Source organism: Oribacterium sp. FC2011 (assembly GCF_000701645.1).
In the GTDB taxonomy this organism is placed as follows: Bacteria; Bacillota; Clostridia; order Lachnospirales; family Lachnospiraceae; genus Oribacterium.
The window spans coordinates 179,621-198,037 of sequence record NZ_JNJM01000005.1 but is presented as its reverse complement, the minus strand read 5'-3'; the positions used below and the strand labels follow the sequence as shown (position 1 = coordinate 198,037).

General features: G+C 43.6%; 14 protein-coding genes. 12 read left to right on the top strand and 2 right to left on the bottom strand.

Annotated elements, in window-relative coordinates; all coding sequences use genetic code 11:
- The first annotated feature begins 2 nt into the window (after positions 1–2).
- The 12 genes from citF to T357_RS0105865 all read left to right on the top strand — a co-directional run bounded on the left by citF (position 3) and on the right by T357_RS0105865 (position 16,089).
- Positions 3–1,565: a citrate lyase subunit alpha gene (gene citF / locus T357_RS0105920; protein ID WP_031549723.1), complete on the top strand. Its 1,563-nt coding sequence runs from the start codon at positions 3–5 to the stop codon at positions 1,563–1,565.
- A 325-nt stretch (positions 1,566–1,890) separates the two neighbouring features.
- Positions 1,891–2,430 (top strand): citrate lyase holo-[acyl-carrier protein] synthase, encoded by a 540-nt coding sequence (gene citX / locus T357_RS0105915; RefSeq protein ID WP_031549722.1) that lies wholly within the window; start codon positions 1,891–1,893, stop codon positions 2,428–2,430.
- Between the two features lie 42 nt (positions 2,431–2,472).
- Positions 2,473–3,723: a triphosphoribosyl-dephospho-CoA synthase gene (locus T357_RS0105910; protein WP_031549721.1), complete on the top strand. Its 1,251-nt coding sequence runs from the start codon at positions 2,473–2,475 to the stop codon at positions 3,721–3,723.
- Complete coding sequence (locus tag T357_RS20080) at positions 3,716–5,548, top strand: hypothetical protein (protein ID WP_049962306.1); 1,833 nt, start codon at positions 3,716–3,718, stop codon at positions 5,546–5,548. Before T357_RS0105910 ends, T357_RS20080 begins: the two co-directional genes overlap by 8 nt.
- Positions 5,541–6,452, top strand: coding sequence for a TPM domain-containing protein (locus T357_RS0105900; RefSeq protein ID WP_049962305.1), 912 nt, complete (start codon positions 5,541–5,543; stop codon positions 6,450–6,452). Before T357_RS20080 ends, T357_RS0105900 begins: the two co-directional genes overlap by 8 nt.
- A gap of 138 nt (positions 6,453–6,590) precedes the next feature.
- Positions 6,591–7,745: a [citrate (pro-3S)-lyase] ligase gene (locus T357_RS0105895; protein ID WP_031549718.1), complete on the top strand. Its 1,155-nt coding sequence runs from the start codon at positions 6,591–6,593 to the stop codon at positions 7,743–7,745.
- A gap of 210 nt (positions 7,746–7,955) precedes the next feature.
- Positions 7,956–8,513 (top strand): elongation factor P, encoded by a 558-nt coding sequence (gene efp / locus T357_RS0105890; RefSeq protein WP_031549717.1) that lies wholly within the window; start codon positions 7,956–7,958, stop codon positions 8,511–8,513.
- A gap of 195 nt (positions 8,514–8,708) precedes the next feature.
- Positions 8,709–10,514, top strand: a complete 1,806-nt coding sequence (gene argS, locus T357_RS0105885; RefSeq protein ID WP_031549716.1) for an arginine--tRNA ligase — start codon at positions 8,709–8,711, stop codon at positions 10,512–10,514.
- A gap of 4 nt (positions 10,515–10,518) precedes the next feature.
- Positions 10,519–11,082: a phosphodiesterase gene (gene yfcE, locus T357_RS0105880; RefSeq protein WP_031549715.1), complete on the top strand. Its 564-nt coding sequence runs from the start codon at positions 10,519–10,521 to the stop codon at positions 11,080–11,082.
- 19 nt (positions 11,083–11,101) lie between these two features.
- Positions 11,102–13,387: a SpoIIE family protein phosphatase gene (locus T357_RS20075; protein WP_049962304.1), complete on the top strand. Its 2,286-nt coding sequence runs from the start codon at positions 11,102–11,104 to the stop codon at positions 13,385–13,387.
- Positions 13,384–15,627 (top strand): SpoIIE family protein phosphatase, encoded by a 2,244-nt coding sequence (locus T357_RS20070; RefSeq protein ID WP_049962303.1) that lies wholly within the window; start codon positions 13,384–13,386, stop codon positions 15,625–15,627. Before T357_RS20075 ends, T357_RS20070 begins: the two co-directional genes overlap by 4 nt.
- A 6-nt stretch (positions 15,628–15,633) precedes the next feature.
- Positions 15,634–16,089 (top strand): ATP-binding protein, encoded by a 456-nt coding sequence (locus tag T357_RS0105865; RefSeq protein WP_049962302.1) that lies wholly within the window; start codon positions 15,634–15,636, stop codon positions 16,087–16,089.
- Positions 16,090–16,141: 52 nt separating this feature from the next.
- Here the strand turns inward: T357_RS0105865 and T357_RS0105860 are convergent, their stop codons facing one another.
- Complete coding sequence (locus T357_RS0105860; RefSeq protein ID WP_031549708.1) at positions 16,142–17,206, bottom strand: hypothetical protein; 1,065 nt, start codon at positions 17,204–17,206, stop codon at positions 16,142–16,144.
- Between the two features lie 14 nt (positions 17,207–17,220).
- A complete protein-coding gene (locus T357_RS0105855; protein ID WP_044916246.1) occupies positions 17,221–18,072 on the bottom strand; it encodes an L-ribulose-5-phosphate 3-epimerase in 852 nt (283 codons plus the stop codon).
- Positions 18,073–18,417 lie beyond the last annotated feature (345 nt).

Genomic DNA, 18,417 nt, shown 5'->3' with positions numbered 1-18,417 from the left:
TTATGATTAATGCAGTTGGTAGAGATATACCTGATGAAATCTTAAAGGCAACAGGTAAAGAAGTATTCCAGGGTACTCATCATTTCGACGGCTATGAGTATCAGACAGCTTCACATAAAGTAAAGTGCGTTATCAATTCAAACGGAACAAAGCTTGTTGACAGTATCCATGACGTACTCGTAAAGTGCGGAATCAAGGATGGCATGACACTTTCATTCCATCATCACTTCCGTAACGGTGATAAGGTTCTCAATATGGTTATGGAAGAAGTTCATAACATGGGTATCAAGAACCTCACCATCTGTGCTTCATCACTTGGAAGCCAGAATGATCCTATAGTATATATGCTTGATGACGGAACCATCACAGAGATCCAGTCATCAGGTGTTCGCGGACAGATCGGTAAGGCAATTTCCGAGGGAAGACTTAAGGGTCTTGCTATCATGCGTTCACACGGTGCCCGTTCAAGAGCTATCGAGAGTGGTGAGACACATATCGATATAGCATTTATCGGTGCTCCTACAGCCGATGAGTACGGTAACCTCAATGCTAACGGCGGTAAGGCTGACTGTGGTGTTCTTTCATACGCAGCTGCAGATGCTATGTATGCTGACCGTGTAGTTGCTATCACAGATACACTTGTACCGTTCCCTAACCTTCCTGCACAGATCACACAGACCTATGTTGATTATGTAGTTAAGGTTGATGAGATCGGTGATCCTACAAAGATTGCTACAGGTGCTGCAAAGCCTACAACAGACCAGAGAAAGCTTCTCATGGCTAAGTACTGCACAGATTTCGTAGTAGCTACTCCTTACTTCAAGGAAGGCTTCTCATATCAGACAGGTGTCGGCGGAGCTTCTATCGCTTCCACTAAGTTCCTTGCTGAGATCATGAGAGAGAAGAACATTCACATGTCCTTCGGTGTAGGCGGTATCGCTAAGCCAATGTGTGATCTTCTTGAGGAAGGTCTTATCAAGACTCTTGTAGATACACAGGATTTCGATCAGGACGCTATCAAGTCCGTTGCAACAAATCCTAACCATCACTACATCACAGCAAGTGAGTATGCAGATCCTTTCAACAAGGGTGCTTATGTTAACAAGCTTGACTTCGTTATCCTTGCATCTCTTGAGGTTGATACACACTTCAACTGTAACGTAGTAGTAGGTTCTGACGGTGTTATCACAGGTGCCCAGGGCGGACATCCTGATACAGCTGCCGGTGCTAAGTGCACAATCGTTATCGCACCTATCATGCAGGGAAGAATTCCTACAATCTGCACCGATTGTACAACTGTTACAACTCCGGGTGAGGACGTTGACGTTGTTGTTACCGATTACGGTATCGCAATCAATCCAAGAAGAACAGACCTTATCGAAGCTACAAAGGATAAGGGACTTCCTATCAAGACTATCGAAGAGCTCAGAGACATTGCTTACAGCATCACAGGCGAGCCTGAGAAGGTTCAGTTCGGTGACCGTGTAGTAGGTATCATCGAGGGCCGTGACGGAACCATCATGGATGTTGTTCGAGAGATCAAGCCTTTTGAGTTTAAGGACTGATATTTGAAGAATAGGTTATAAAACTATACATTAATAAAAGTGACGTTGTGATGGTCTTAGGGATACATCACAACGTCTTTATTTTGTATAATGATACTAAGTGTTATGAATTCTATATATCTCCTTTGTTTACACAAAGGTGGAATATAGAATTCATGATACGCCCCACATGACTTGTGGCAGGTTTCGAAGGAACCTGTCATGTAGCACCAGCCCTCGCGAAGCGACTTTCAATGGGCTGGTGTTCCCAGTAAGCACGTAAGGACGGGCTTAAGGTCCGGGAATGCGGAATGTAAGAAAAAGGTGTGGCTTAGGAGGATGGAAAATGTCGGAAATACTGGATTATGATCATGAGGTTACTGTACCTGAAATGATGGAAGCAAGGGATCACAGAGTTGAAATGCAGAGAAGTATCATAGAAAAAACCGGATTTCCCGTAATATGTTTTATGCTCAATGTTCCCGGCCCCCACAAAGTGTCAGAGGATTTTTCGTGGGCATTCCATGAAGGAGTCATCAGGATTAAGAATAAACTTCTGGAGCATGACTTAAGAATCGTGTATGAGGAAACAGAGGAATACGTAACCGGATATGTTTTTTATGCTTCTGTCGACAGTGATTCTGTAAACATTAAGAAAGCCATGTGTGAGATCGAAGAGGCTGACAGACTGGGACGTATTTTTGATATTGATGTGATAAAAACCGACGGGACAAAGGTCAGCCGTGAGGAGTTTGGAATGGGTCCCAGAAAGTGCCTTATGTGTGAGGAAGAAGCCCATTTTTGCGCAAGGAACAGGTCCCACAAGGTCAGTGAAATGGTAGAAGAGATAAAAAGGATTATCAGGAATGCAAAAGTTCATGAGTGAAAAAAATAATCTGATTATATTTACAAGTGTAAGATTGTATATATGAACTTTGTCAAGGACTGTAAAAGCTGGGATGATACTGATATGCGACATGGCAATGATAATGAAGCTAAAAACTATAAAGAGCTTGTGGAGATGGTCGGATGGTATGTGCGTAATGCTCTGCTTGGGGAGGTTTATGCTACCCCCAAGCCAGGACTTGTGGACAGAAGAGATACAGGTGCTCACAAGGACATGACTTTTGAGACGTTTCTGGCCAGCACTGAAGCTATAACGCCTTATCTTGTAGAAATGTTCAGGCAGGGACTGGATCATCAATGCTATGAAAAATCAGATCCCGGTTTTTTCGGGAACCCGGATGATATTAAAACAAAAACTCATTCAGGTTTGGTTGACTCAGGTGCAGAAATAATCACAGACGAAGAATTGGTTTTCTTAAATATTAGAAAAACCGGAATTGAAGCAGAAAAAGCCATGTATGCTGCAACCGGTAATGTCAACACCCATAAGGGTATGATCTTTACCATGGGGATACTTCTTGCGGCAGCAGGCATAAATGCAGGGAGAAGGTTATTCCATGAACCATGTGATAATGAGACAGAGCCTGATGAAAGAAGCTTTTTCGGGAAAGATAAAACTGTCAGAGATGAAGAAACAGGAACAGATAAAATCGTCAGAGGTGATGAATCAGATATAGTTAAAAGACTCTTTGATATAGTTGAAATCCTCGAGACCGGAAGGCGAATGTCTGCACGAATTCTTGAGAGAGATTTCGAGGAGATGGAAAAACGCGAACCGAGATCCCATGGCGAAAAGCTCTATCATAAGTACGGCGAAAAGGGTATCCGTGGTCAGGCTATGGAGGGTTTCCCCATTATCCGTGACATCGGCATACCTGCCATGAGAAAGTTTATGAATATTTCCGGGGACATGAAACTTCGGAGTGAAATTGCCGGGGTTGCAACATTGAGAACCGACCTCCTTGAAGATGAAGGAAACATGCGGGATGAGCATTATGAAAATGCCGTAAACATTAGCACCCTCATGGCCATCATGTCGGAGCTCCGGGATACCAATGTACTCACCAGGAGCTCTTATGAAGAAATGAAGTGGCTGAGGTCGGAAAGCGCAAAAATCGTCAGGCTGGGAGCGGCTTTCAGTGAAGAAGGACTTTCGGCAATTGAAGAACTTAATGTAAAATGTATTGAGAAGAATATCAGTCCCGGCGGGGCTGCGGATATTCTCGCTGTAACCATATTACTTTTGAAGCTGGAGGGAAGTAGTTATGTATGAGTGTCCGAATTGCGGTGGAGATCTGAGATTCGATATACCATCACAGATGCTTAAATGTGAGCATTGTGATACCAAATATGACCCTTATTCTGTTGAAAAGGAACAGGATGCAGAGGAACGGATTATAGAAGTAGAGGCTCCGGAAGTAACCGGGGAGGGAGCTGCGGAAAGTCCGGATTCCGCTGATGCTGTGACTCCGGAGAGAGACGTGGCAGGTTCGGATTCTGCTAATGCTGAAACTCAGGAGACATCCGGGGGAACTGAAGATGCCGGTGGCGGTGGAAACAGACGTGTAATGCAGATGACCATATTCACCTGTAAGAGCTGCGGCGCGGAGATATCCAGTACCAATTTAAGTGCGGCCGGATTCTGCAGTTATTGCGGACAGCCGGCGGTGTTCTCCTCAAGGATCAGTAACGAGAGAAGACCGGAGAAGATCATTCCTTTCAAAATCGATAAGGCTGCCTGCAAGGAAAAGTTTGTAAAGAGAATGAAGGGGGCGATTTATGCTCCCAAGGAGCTGACAGACCCTGAGGCATTATCCGGATTTGTAGGCATTTACATGCCATACTGGGTATATGGTTTTTCTGTTGGACCTGAGGCTGAGGTTCCGGTTTCCAAGTCTAAGATAGAGGGAAGATATGAGATAACGGACAAATATAATCTCACCATGGAAGTTGATGGTAAGTTTGACGGAATAGCTTTTGATGCTTCCAGCTCTTTTAATGACCACATTGCGGAGGTTATAGCTCCTTACGATGCAAAAGATATGATAGAGTTTACACCATCATTTTTATGCGGATTCTACGCGGATGTTCCGGATGTTCCGTCAGATGTTTACAGGGATGATGCAGAGGTTTATGTTCTGCAGCATACCTTTGAACAGATTGATAAGGAATGCAAAAAGAAAGGTTTTGACAGAGACAATCTGGGCTCCGGCGTCATTAAAGCCGAGGAAGTGGTTAAGCTTAAGTACAACGGGGAAAAAGAGGCGATGCTTCCCGTATGGTTTCTTACCTACAGGAAGGGAGACCGTGTATGCTATTCTGTCATGAATGGTGTCACCGGAAAGCTTTCTGCAGATATCCCTGTGGATTTCAAGTCATTCTATATAGCTTCTTTCCTGATGGCCATACCAATCTTTATCCTTCTTAACCTGCAGTTTACTATCATGCCGAGATCTGTTCTGATTTTCGCACTGATCATGGCACTGATAACAGGAATCCTGTATCTGAAAGAGATAGATAAGATCGAGAAGCAGGAGGACCCGACGGAAGACCAGGGCTATGTTGCTGCAAGATGCAAGGGTGTCTTTAAAGACGGCGCAAAGGTGGAATCCAATGCCTACAAAGAGTTCAAGACCAAAACAGGTGGAAAGAAGGAACATCAGCCGGCAGGCTGCGGAGGTATCATTGGATATCTGGTCATGACGTACTGGGGACTGGAGGTAGTTCTTGGTGTATTATTCGTAGTGATAGAGTATTGGTTTATAGTTGCGGGCATCCTTTTGATCGTAGGATTATTTGTCCTGTTTATTTATATGACGGACAGCAAGAAGGCATCCAAGGCCAAAGCAAAGGGCGACAAAAAGGCAGCTAAAAAGTACAGCTACACAGAGATGGCGGGCGTTATAGCCGGACTTGTGATATCCGCTGTGGTACTTGTATGGAATCCCGTTGAGGACATTATCTTTTATGCGGCAGCTACCACGGTTTTCGCCGGAATAGTTTATACCATTACGGGAATCATTAAGAAGTACAATATCCTGTCCACTCATCCCATTCCGGAGTACTTTGACAGGGAAGGAGGTAACATTCATGCTTAAGAAGAAAAACAGATTTCTGGGAATGCTGCTGACCGGACTTACCATGAAAGAAATCCTCAAACAATATAAGGCAAATGAAGCGGCAATAAGAAATAACAGATTTTCATCCTTTATGAGAGCTGCATTAGGAATGCTGGTGATGATCTTCATTTTTGCCTCTGAGAGCTTTGCGGGGGAAGTGAAATATACGAACCCGGAGACTAACTATGTGGTTTATATTGATGATGCTGCAGACCTCATTACTGATGATGAGGAAAATGACCTTGTAGTTAAAATGAAAGGCATTACTGAATATGGTAATGTTGCCTTCGTAACCAATGAAGAAACCCATTCGGATTCGACCAGATACTATACTGAGAGCAGATACCAGGAGCTTTTTGACTGGGACAGCGGAACCATGTTCATGATCGATATGGCAAACAGAGAGATCTTCATCCACAGCGATGGAGAGGTCCTTGGAATCATAAGTAACGACAGGGCAGAGACAATTACTGATAATGCCTACAGACTTGCGACTAAGGCCGATTATTTTGGATGTGCATCCCTTGTTTTCGAACAGATGCAGAAGGTGCTTGAAGGCGGACGCATTGCCCAGCCTATGAAGTACACCAGTAATGCCGTCCTCGCCATCATCCTTGCACTTCTAATAAATTACGGTCTTCTCGCATTTTCAAGAAGGGCTTACAAGAGAGAAATAAAGAGTGAAGAGGTTCTGGTACATGCGGTAAACAGCTTTATAGTTGGCGCCAGTGTGGAACAGTTCCTGAGACAGACCAAGAGATATATACCACATTCCTCAAGCGGAGGCGGCGGAAGTCATCACTATGGCGGCGGAGGCGGCGGTCATCACAGCAGCGGCGGAGGCGGCGGCCACCACGGCGGCGGTGGAGGACACAGGTTCTGAGTGGAGGAGTTTTCCATCGGGAAAACTCCGACCGATATGGCAAGAGCGGAGCTCTTGTCCCGAAGGGATCAAGTTCAGCCCTCCTTAGGCCGAACTTGACCTTGCGGAGCGCAGCGGGTACGGATAATTGGAGGTAGCATGGCAGAAGCAAATTATTCTATTACATCAGTGGGTCCCGGGGACCGCTATATGAAAACTCTGGTGGAGGACCTCCTGGAAAAAGAAGGCATCCACCTCGACAAAAATCTGGATTACACAGCAGCCATGCTGGATGATGACTACAATGTCATCGCAACAGGAAGCTGCTTTGGAAATACCCTGAGATGTATGGCGGTAAGCTCCGACCATCAGGGAGAAGCCCTGATGAACGATATAGTATCCCATCTTATCGAATACCAGTTCTCAAGAGGAAACTATCATATCTTCCTGTACACCAAATGTAATACTGCACTATTCTTTAACAGCCTTGGCTTTAAAGAAATAGCCCGTATGGAAGAGTGTAATATCGTCTTCATGGAAAACAAGAGAACCGGCTTCAGGGACTATCTTGAGAACCTGAAGAAAGAGACATTAGCGCAGCTGCAGGAAATGGACTTTGACAAAGCAAAGGCTTATGAAGCAAAACTGCAGAACGAAACCGAATCAGCTTCGGGTGCAAACACTGTCGAAGCTTCCGGACTTAAGGTTTCAGCCATAGTCATGAACGCAAATCCTTTCACCCTCGGCCATAGATATCTCGTTGAAAAAGCCATGGAGAACTGTGACATACTCCACCTCTCCATGGTCTCCGAAGATGCAAGCCTTGTTCCGTTTTCCGTAAGAAGAAAACTCATCGAAGAAGGCACCGCCGACCTCAAGGGAATCATATATCATGATTCGGGATCCTATATCATAAGCTCGGCAACCTTCCCCGCCTACTTCCAAAAAGGCGATAATGCTGTCATAAAGAGCCAGGCGGGCATAGACCTCCACGTATTTGAAGGCATCGCAAAGAAGCTCCTGATAAATTCCCGATTCGTCGGAGACGAACCAACCTCACTTGTCACAGGCATCTATAACGACATCATGTCTGAAGCCCTGCCGAAAGCCGGCATAGAGTGCCACATAGTCCCTCGAAAAGAACACGACGGTAAGGCGATTTCCGCCTCCGCCGTCCGAAAAGCAATCCACGACGGAGAGCTTGACAGCATAAAAGACCTTGTTCCCGAGACGACGTACAAATACTTCACAAGCGACGAAGCAAAATCTGTTATTGAAAAAATCATAAGTGAGACTGATGTAATACATTACTAATCTCAATGAATTATCCGCAAATATCCGCAGCCAAAAAAATCAACGAAGGTATTGCATTATGCTCTCTAATGTATTAAAATACATCAGTATTTTGTGAGCTCGAGTGCCGTAATGGCTTATCATGGTGCCACAAAGCACGAGAATTTAATTAAAAAACGATAAACAAACCGAATAGAAATATTCAGTAGTTTCATTATTTAGGAGGATTTTATGGTATCAGCAGGTGATTTCAGAAACGGTGTCACACTCGAGATCGAAGGTCAGGTTGTTCAGATTATTGAGTTCCAGCACGTTAAGCCGGGTAAGGGAGCAGCTTTCGTTAGAACAAAGCTTAGAAACGTAATCAACGGTGGTGTAACAGAGCGTACATTCCGTCCTACAGAGAAGTTCCCTCCAGCACACATCGACAGACAGGATATGCAGTATCTCTATGATGATGGTGAGATGTACAACTTCATGAATCCTGAGACATTCGAGCAGATCGCTCTTTCACACGATGAGATCGCTGATTCCATGAAGTTCGTTAAGGAGAACGAGACAGTTCGTGTTGATTCATACCAGGGTAAGGTATTCGCAGTAGAGCCACCTCTTAAGGTTACTCTTGAGGTTGTTCACACAGAGCCTGGTGTAAAGGGCAACACAGCTACAGGTGCTACAAAGCCTGCAACTCTTGAGACAGGTGTTGATATCCAGGTTCCTCTTTTCATCAACATCGGAGACAAGGTTATCGTTTCAACACAGACTGGTCAGTACGAGTCTCGTGGTTAATCTTAAATAAAGATTTACGGAGAAATCTCCGTTTTTGAGAAAGGTTTCCCGAAAGGAAACCTTTTTTTAATCTCGTTAAAGTTGTTACGCGTGCGGTATAATTGTACAAACACCCATGTGACGGCTAACTCATAATGAGTAAGGGTTTACCTGCTCGCTTAAATTTTCATATTTATAGATAAAAGGAGTTTCACATTGACTACCATACTTAATGTTATCGGAGATGCGGTAAGAACCGGTTTTGCACTTTGCGGTTATGATTCAGAACTTGGAAAGGTTACTATTTCCAATCGTCCTGACCTTTGCGAGTATCAGTGTAACGGAGCCATGGCCGGCGCCAAGCAGTACCACAAGAAGCCTATTGATATCGCAAATGAAGTTGTAGAAAAGCTTAAGGATATGAAGAGAGATGATATCCTTATGTTTTCTGAAGTTTCAGCAGTTATGCCGGGATTTATAAACATTAACCTCTCTGAGGACCTGGTTAAGAAATACCTTAACGAGATGACCTTCCGTGAGGATCTCGGACTTGACGCCCATGAGGGAAAGAAAATCATCGTAGATTACGGCGGAGCCAATGTTGCAAAGCCTCTCCATGTTGGGCACCTTCGTTCAGCCGTTATCGGAGAAACTATTAAAAGAATGGCTAAGCAGCAGGGTAATGAAGTTATAGGTGATGTTCACCTCGGGGACTGGGGACTTCAGATGGGACTTATCATAGCTGAGCTTGAGGACAGAGGACAGCTTGACGAGGAACTTGATATAGCTCAGCTTGAAGAAATATATCCATTTGCATCCAAGAAAGCAAAGGATAAGAATGAAGACGGAACACTGATCAATCCTGATTTCGCTGAACGTGCACATACTGCCACTGTAAAGCTTCAGGAAGGTGATCCTAAGTATCGTGAGGTATGGAAGAAGATCATGGCAGTTTCTGTTGCGGACCTTAAGAAGAATTATGGAAACCTCGATGTTCACTTTGATCTCTGGAAGGGTGAGAGTGATGCCCAGCAGTATATCCCGGGACTTATTCAGGATCTTATCGATAAGGAACTTGCATACGAGTCACAGGGAGCTCTCGTTGTTGATGTAAATGAACCTGAAGATCCTAAGGAAATTCCTCCATGCATGGTTCGTAAATCCGACGGTGGTGCGCTCTATGCCACATCGGATCTTGGCACCATCATTGAACGTGAAAAGCTCTATAAGCCGGATGAATACATTTACATTGCGGACAGCCGTCAGTCACTCCACTATACCCAGTTCTTCAGAGTTGCCCGTAAGGCAGGCTACGTAAGACCGGAGGAGGAGCTTAAGTTCATAGGTTTCGGTACCATGAACGGTAAGGATGGAAAGCCCTTCAAGACACGAGAGGGCGGCGTTCTCCGACTCGAGAAGCTTATAGCTGAAACCAATGCAAAGGTACTTGAGAGAATAAAGGAATCAAGAGGTGATGAGATAAGCGCTGAAGAGGCCGAAAAGATTGCATCACTTGTAGGTCTTGCTGCACTTAAGTACGGCGATCTCAGCAATCAGGCTACAAAGGACTATATCTTTGATCTTGATAAATTCACTTCCTTTGAAGGAAACACCGGACCATATATCCTTTATACCATTGTTCGTATCAGCTCTATTATACGTAAATTTATGCAGGAGCAGGGCATCGGAGAAGATGTGCCGGTAAAAGATTATATTAATGCACATTCTGTAGATTTTGAGATACTTCCTGTTGAAGATAAGAGCGGACGCACTCTTGAGACACTTCTTACGAGATATCAGGATGAGATAAACGGTGCATGGAGAGAGCTTGCTCCTCATCGTATCTGTTCTTACATCTACGAAGTGTCCAACGCTTTCAACAGTTTCTATCATGATGTTAAGTTCCTGGGCGAGCCTGATGAGAAAAAGAAACAGGGCTACATGAGCCTCCTCATGTTAACATGGAAGGTCCTCACCACCTGTATAGAAACCCTGGGATTTAGCGCACCTGAGAGGATGTAATTCTATGAAATACTTCATCGCCAGCGATATTCACGGTTCCGCATACTGGTGCAGAAAAACCCTGGAAGCCTATGAGAAAAGCGGTGCGGAGCGCCTTATCATACTCGGAGACATACTGTACCACGGACCCCGTAATGACCTTCCCAGGGACTATGCCCCTAAGGAAGTCATAGAAATGCTTAATCCTTTGAAGAACAAAATATGGGCGGTCAGAGGAAACTGCGAAGCTGAAGTAGATCAGATGGTGCTCAAGTTTCCTGTACTTGCAGATTATGCCATATTGGTACTGAATGGCCATACTATCTTTGCGACCCACGGGCATGTGTTTAATGAAGTGAACCTTCCGCCTCTTTCTGACGGAGATGTACTTTTACATGGCCATACACATCTTATCAATGCTGAGAAAATGGAAAAGGATGGCATAAGCTTTTATCATCTGAACCCGGGAAGTACCTCTATTCCAAAGGGTGGAAACCCCAACAGTTATGCTATAATAGATGGAGACATATTCAGCATATATGATTTTGAGGGCAATGTTCTTAAGAGTATAAATCTGTTAAGAGACTAATGCTAAAAGAGGTGTATCAATGATCGGCAGCCGCAAGGCAACAATAATGCTTATTCTGTTAATTATATTGATATTCACAGCATTCGCATTATATTTAAAAACAATCATAAAAATACGTAGGGAAAAGGATACTGCTTCTGGAGATACTGTTGATATAAACAGGAGCAGCATTTTTTACAAGTTGTCCAATGCCGTTATCGGCCTTGTTGTCATTACTCTGATAGCTTCTTCCTTTATAAGTATTTTTGCCATAAAAAGAGTTCATTCTTCCACTGAGAGGATAAGCGCAGGCTTTGCCCATAGCGCAGCTGACCTTAGTGAAGAAGCGATGATCGCCGACCTTGAGGATCAGGTTGGAGATCAGCTTGGCGAAAAAATGGCCTATGTAAACGAATCCATAAACAGTTACATGAATGACGCATGCTATCTTCAGTCGTTTATGAATGACATTTATAAATACAGTGACCGTTTTGATCCCGTTCATGTGCCTGATATCTCTATGGATATGGCAGGCAAAATGTCTTTGTACAAACTTCTGGCAAATAAGGATGTCATCTATGAAGGTAAGGTTAAGGATGAGGCTGAATTAATAGCAAATATAGTCAAAATATTTAAGCCTATTAAAGAAGCTAACCCGGAGTACGTAGATCTTTATGTGGGTACGGAAACAGGCGTACTTATAAGCTATGATGATTTTGCTGAAATAGCTGCAGACAATGAAGGCGATGACAGATATTATGAATACAGGCAGAGGGACTGGTACAGGCTTGCCAAAAATAATGGGGAGATCACATTTATTTCAAGATACGTGGATCAGTTTATTAAAGGCAGTGTGACAAGCTGTGCTATACCATTTTTTGATGGGAATGGCGACTTTGTCGGATGTATAGGCATCGATATACATACAGACGATCTGTACCGGGCTGTGGTAAACAGTAATGTATCCGACAATATGGAAGCGTATATCGTTACACCTGATGGCAGGATACTTGCCTGCAAAGATATGACGGATGATGATCCTGAAGGCAGTTTCGAGGGAATTGATGAACTGATAAGTAATCTCAGTGGGGTTGGGGAAGACGAAACGGTATTATATACCGTTGAAGAGCCCGAAGGGACCTGCTATATCGGAGCATCCTATATCAAACATACCAACTGGATTTTTGTTGTTAAGGCACCTAAGGAGGCATTTACAAAGGCTGCTTCAGATATAAGACTCGAAATAGGAAACAGTGTTGAAACTGTATCAAAGAATTTTGATGAGGCCTCCGGACAGGTTGTCAATAAATGTCTCATTATATTTGCGGTTATTCTCCTGCTGACTGCTGTTGTTGTTACGATTCAGTCTTTCAGCTTGATCGATCCCATCAGGCGTCTGGAATCTGATGTGCAAAAATTTTCCAATGGTGATCTTTCTCATAGGACAAAAGTTGATACAAAGGATGAGATAGGTGATCTTGCAAGGACATTTAACCGCATGGCATCTTCTATCCAGCAACACATGGAAAATATCAAACGTGTTACCGTGAAAGAGGAGCGTATCGCTGCAGAGCTTTCCATGGCAAAAAGTATCCAGACAAGTCTTTTGCCTAGTGTATTCCCTGCTTTTCCGGACAGACACGATTTTGATGTTTATGCCTCCATGAATACCGCAAAGGAAGTGGGCGGAGATTTTTACGATTTCTTTTTGATCGATGAAGATCATCTTGCAATGGTAATGGCAGATGTATCAGGCAAAGGCGTTCCGGCTTCCCTGTATATGGCCGTAACAAAGACGCTTATAAAGACCCATACTTATGTTGAGGACTCTCCGGAAAAGGTATTCAGCTATGTAAATGCGAAACTTTGTGAAAATAATCAGAACGATATGTTTATAACTGCATGGCTGGGGATACTTGATCTGAAAACGGGCATGGTAAAAGCCTGCAACGCGGGTCACGAGTATCCTGCGATAATGCTTCCCCACGAAGCATTCTCACTTATGAAGGATAAACATACCCTGCCTCTGGGCAGCATGGAAGACATACAATTCAAACAATATGAGTTTATGCTTTCACCCGGAAGCAAGCTGTTTCTGTACACAGATGGTGTCACTGAGGCCACAAACAGGGAGGAAAAACTGTTTGGGACTGACAGGATGACTGAGGCATTAAACAAAATAAGAGATAAGGCTCCCGAAGAAATCCTGTCCTTTATGAAAAAGAGCGTTGATGAATTTGTGGGGGATGCACCGCAGTTTGATGATTTTACGATGCTTTGCCTGCAGTTTAACGGAAAAAAGCCGCAGGAGGGTGAAGAGTCATGAATCATAAAAATATCAGAACCCGACTGAGAGAACATATTAACAGCAGGAGAAGGAAAAAGAGTAACTCATCCTTCGCAAGGAAACTCACGGGCATGACTCTGTGCGTTGCTATAGCAGCCATCATACTATCTACGGTTGTATGCGTATATGCTTTAAGATTCGTCCATAATGAGGCGGAAACCGAAAGCATTAAGTTCGGCAGGGAAGCGGCGCAGAAAAGCAGAGTGGCTCTTCGAGACTCCTTTAGAAATAATGTAAAGAACACGGTTTGCGACAGGGCAAATATCGCCGGTGTAAAATTCTATACCTATATGGAGGATGCAGAATACCTGGCTGCTTACGCTGAGGAGATTCTTCAGGAACCGGGAAAATTCACAAGGAAAGATATTGTGTGGGGTGATGGATTGCCCCTTGGTTATGATTCAATGTTCCTTACCCTTTGCGATGAAAGCATTGATTATGATGAAAAAAATCAGGCCAAGGCCGGGATTCTCTCAAATATTGAATATATTTGCAGGTCTATATCAGGCCGCCATCCCGAGATAACTGCCCTTTATATCGCCACCGAAGAAGGATTGCTGCTTACCTATGATGAGAATGTATCTTCGACTGAGCAGGGCATTGCCAATACAAAATATTATGATTTTAAAGATACCGGATGGTATCAGCTTGGCAAGGAAAGCCCGGGTCCGGTTTTTACGAAGCACTATAAAGACGGATTTGGCCGGGGAGATGTAATAACCTGTGTGGCACCCTTCCATTATAAAAACGGCGAATATGCCGGATGCGTTGCTTTGGATGTCAGCACAGAGGAAATATTTAGTGACATAGTCAGTAAAGGTATGAATGAATCTGATCTTGCGATTCTCCTGGATAACCAAGGCGCTGTTCTTGCAGAAACCGGTAAGGTTTATACTGAAGATGAACAGGATATGACCATCGGTTTCGTTAATTATCCGGGACTTTACGGATTGAAAGAAATAATAAGGAAATATGCTGAATCCGGTGCTTTGTTCAGTACAGATCCGGAAACTCGGGAGGAATATCTTTTTGCATATTCGGATATAGATTATGTCAATCTGAGACTGGTGATACAAAGCCCGCTTAGTTCTGTAATGGGACCCATAAACAGTATAGAAAATGAAATAGATCAAAACACCGGGTTGATGAACCAGACTATAGAAACTACTATAGAATCAGTGCTGGTTACCTGTTTCCTGTTGTTTTTCATATTAAGTATTATTTCAATGTATGTTGCAGGAAAAGTATCGTATAATCTTAGTGAGCCTTTGAAGGTTCTGGCCGGTGATATGAAGAAGATAAGTCTGGGAAATCTAGATCACAGGACTTTAGTGAATACGAATGACGAAATAGGCAGTCTTGCTGTATCTTTCAACAATATGGCAGAGTCCCTCGGTAAATATCAGGCGGATCTGAAAGAAGCAATTTCCAGGGAAGAACGTACCGCAACGGAACTGTCTCTGGCCACGGATATTCAGGCACATATGCTGCCCGTGGATTTTGAGGATTTTACAAAAGGACAGAATTTTGATCTCTATGCAACCATGACACCTGCCAAGGAAGTTGCAGGAGACTTTTATGATTTCTTCAGAATTGACGATGATAATATCGTGCTGGTAATGGCGGATGTTTCGGGTAAAGGAATACCGGCAGCGCTCTTTATGATGATAAGCAAGATACTTATAAAGACCAATGCTTTTCCCGGCATATCTCCCTCTGAGGTTTTTCGTACAGTAAATGATCAGCTTTGCGATAACAATAAAGAGGACATGTTCGTCACTGCCTGGCTTGCAAAAATTGACACTAAAACCGGTAAGGTTACGGCCGTAAATGCAGGACATGAGTACCCGGCCCTTAAGGGACCTGCGGAATCCTTTGAACTTATGGAAGATGATCACGGTCTGCCTTTGGGGGCTATGGAAGGTTCAAAGTATAAGGAATATGAATTTTGTCTTAAAGCCGGTGGTTCGCTGTTTACATACACGGACGGAGTTCCTGAATCTACCAATGCTGAAGACGAGCAGTTTGGCACAAACAGAATGCTGGAAGCTCTAAACATTGATCCGGGTGCTGATCCCGGAAAAATTCTTAGGGCGGTAAAGGAAAAGATAGACCTGTTTGTGGGAGATTCGGAGCAGTTTGATGATATCACAATGCTGGGGTTCTCTTACAGGGGCAACAGTACAGAGCAGGATGATTCACAAGATGCTGTAATATGAGGTGCGATGACTATGAAGGATATAGTTGAGATCAACAGAAAAGAAATCGTGGTAGATGCGGTTCTCGATGAACTCGATAATGTCACGGATTATATCAGTGAGTATCTGGCTGAAATGGGCTGCAGTACACCTATGGAAATAAAGATCTGCATCGCCTGTGAAGAGATCTTTGTAAATATTGCTAATTATGCATATAAGGAGATGGGACCGGAAGTTCCTCGTCTGGCCTGCGTTTCTTTATCCCGGGATCCATCGGGGGATAATGTTCAGATCACCTTCCGGGATAAGGGGATATTCTATAATCCTCTTGCAAGAGAAGATCCTGATATAACTTTAAAAGCTGAAGAACGTCAGATAGGCGGTCTCGGGATCTTTATGGTGAAGAAATCCATGGACAAAGTCCTTTATGAAAGAGACGGAGATGAAAATGTTCTTATGCTTATTAAGAAGGTGAAAGATTAAAAGAATTCAAAAAAACCGGGGCGGTTCTCGTGAACCGTCCCGGTTTTTTATGTTATTCTGTAATCTTGTAATAAGCTACTTCGTCTATTTCACGGTTTGTTGCAACTATTACATCAACGCCGTCCTTGTCCTTGAAATGAAGGGCATTTGCACATCCGGTGTTCTTGTCGATGTAGTCAACATGGTAATCGCCTGCAGCTTCGTCCCATGTGATGGCGATGGTGTCCTTGGTTCCCTTTCTCCATCCTACGATCCAGGTCTGTTTGCCAAGTATCTCACAGGCATAGGTTGCGTGAACCATCTCTGTGTCTTTTTCCGGACCGGCAAACTTCCACTGAGGAACATATCTGTCATGCTCATCAAGATGCCAGATTGTTAGTGAATTTCCGTGGAACGGGCTTATCATACCAAGCTCGGGCTTTCCGTCTCCGTCGAAGTCAATGAGAACCGAATCACTTGAAGGAACATCACAAACCTGGGTTACTGTCCAGTCTGCTCCGGGTACTGCAGGCGGATCAAACAGGAAGGTTCCTTCTTCGCATCCAACGAGGGCAGCCTCGTGACCGCCATGTGTGGTCTTTGCATAGCCGTGGTTCTTGAGCATGCCATCCTTTAAAAGAGTAAGCTTCAGCTGATTATCTTCATTGAATCCTGAAAGATCCTTTGGAAGTACCGCACCATAGCAGGCACCTTTGAAACGCCAGTCGTTCTTATACTCGTGTCCTGACTTCAGGCAGCAGACAATGAGATAATCAACGCCTGAGCGGTGAAGGATTCCGAAGCGGTGAACGAAAGGAGCATTAACAAGAGTTCTTATATCAAAAGAACCATCCGCTTTTGGAGTAGCGATAACGATCTTCGCATTAAGTGAATCATTAGGAGAGTAGAACTTGTGGGTTGCAAGGAACTGTCCGTCTGTTCCGGGAACCTGTGCCATGGTCATAACTCCGCCGGGCTGTTCCCATACTGTTGTGAGCTGTGTTCCGTCCTCACTAAAAAGATAGCAGGGATCCTGTTTCTCCGCTGCAACGAGGAAACAATGCTGACCCTTGTAGTTCAGCTCTGCCATGGAATAGCACTTATTGAGATTTGATATTACCTTTTTTTCTACATGCATATTTTTCACCTCTCTTATTTAGACTCTGAAACTTTATCAATGATTTCGCTCATGCTCTTATTGGCAAATTTAATGTCTTCCTTCCAGCTGTCCTGACCGACATACCACATTTCTGTTACGAAACGTCTGATGCCCAGATCCCAGGCCTTATCTACAACACTCTTGAAATCAACATGACCTGTCAGGAATGGGATTTCCCTGAATTTGCCCGGGACTGTTTCCTTAAGATGCAATGCAAAGAGATGTCCGCGGCCGGTTTCAAGGTCATCTAAAACGCTGGTTCCATAGGTTTTTGCAGCGTTTGTCAGATTTCCGGAATCCGGATAAACCCCGAGGTAGGCATTATCAACTGCAGAAACATACTTCATGGACTTTTCTGTGGTGTTCATAAATTCTGTTTCCATGGTCTCAAATCCCATGACTATGCCTTTTGCCGAAGCCATAAGAGTTGCCTTTTTCAGGTTCTCAAGGAAAAGAGCCTTGCTTTCATCGGTACTGTCTTCATAATAAACGTCGTATCCCGCAAGCTGAATGATCCTTATGCCAAGGTCATCGGCGAGACATATGGCCTTTTCCATGATCTCCATACTTCTGTCTCTTGTGGCTTTATCTTTGGAACCGAAGGGATACTTTCTGTGACCGGACAGGCACATGCTTCTGAGTGGAACACCTGTCTCGAACATAGTCTTGATGAGATCAAGACGTTCTTCTTTGGACCATTCCAGACGGGAAAGCTTGTCATCTGTTTCGTCTATGGATATTTCGACGAAATCATAACCGCATTCCTTTGCACATAGTAGCTTCTCCTTCCAGGAAAGATTTCCCGGCATGGCCTTTTCATAAAGGCCGATACTGTATGCTTTCATATCGTTCTCCTTTAATTGGATTAACTTATGCAACAAACGCTCATAAAATGAACGTAAAAACAAACATAACAGGTTCAAAAATAAGGCGTATTGCCTTCTGAATCTGTTATTTTTTGAATTTTTGCTGAAGCCAAAGCTATTATAATACAAAAAAATCTACTAATACAAGGTATTGATAACCAATATAATGAAAAACATGCACAAAAAATCGTGTTAAATTTTTAATGTGTTAAAAAATCAGAAAAACGAACATATAAATTTTTTATAAAATAGTGATAAAACCGCCATTTGACGAGACTTATAGGGTGGAAAGAGGGAAAATACAGAAAAATAACGAACATAAAA

What these genes read in the sequence shown, in the direction of transcription:
- efp (WP_031549717.1), top strand. Translation starts at nt 7,956, where the DNA reads ATGGTATCAGCAGGTGATTTCAGAAACGGTGTCACACTCGAGATCGAA.
- yfcE (WP_031549715.1), top strand. Translation starts at nt 10,519, where the DNA reads ATGAAATACTTCATCGCCAGCGATATTCACGGTTCCGCATACTGGTGC.
- citX (WP_031549722.1), top strand. Translation starts at nt 1,891, where the DNA reads ATGTCGGAAATACTGGATTATGATCATGAGGTTACTGTACCTGAAATG.
- T357_RS20080 (WP_049962306.1), top strand. Translation starts at nt 3,716, where the DNA reads ATGTATGAGTGTCCGAATTGCGGTGGAGATCTGAGATTCGATATACCA.
- T357_RS0105855 (WP_044916246.1), bottom strand. Translation starts at nt 18,072, where the DNA reads ATGAAAGCATACAGTATCGGCCTTTATGAAAAGGCCATGCCGGGAAAT.
- T357_RS20070 (WP_049962303.1), top strand. Translation starts at nt 13,384, where the DNA reads ATGAATCATAAAAATATCAGAACCCGACTGAGAGAACATATTAACAGC.
- T357_RS0105895 (WP_031549718.1), top strand. Translation starts at nt 6,591, where the DNA reads ATGGCAGAAGCAAATTATTCTATTACATCAGTGGGTCCCGGGGACCGC.
- citF (WP_031549723.1), top strand. Translation starts at nt 3, where the DNA reads ATGATTAATGCAGTTGGTAGAGATATACCTGATGAAATCTTAAAGGCA.
- T357_RS20075 (WP_049962304.1), top strand. Translation starts at nt 11,102, where the DNA reads ATGATCGGCAGCCGCAAGGCAACAATAATGCTTATTCTGTTAATTATA.
- T357_RS0105900 (WP_049962305.1), top strand. Translation starts at nt 5,541, where the DNA reads ATGCTTAAGAAGAAAAACAGATTTCTGGGAATGCTGCTGACCGGACTT.
- T357_RS0105860 (WP_031549708.1), bottom strand. Translation starts at nt 17,206, where the DNA reads ATGCATGTAGAAAAAAAGGTAATATCAAATCTCAATAAGTGCTATTCC.
- T357_RS0105865 (WP_049962302.1), top strand. Translation starts at nt 15,634, where the DNA reads ATGACTATGAAGGATATAGTTGAGATCAACAGAAAAGAAATCGTGGTA.
- T357_RS0105910 (WP_031549721.1), top strand. Translation starts at nt 2,473, where the DNA reads ATGAACTTTGTCAAGGACTGTAAAAGCTGGGATGATACTGATATGCGA.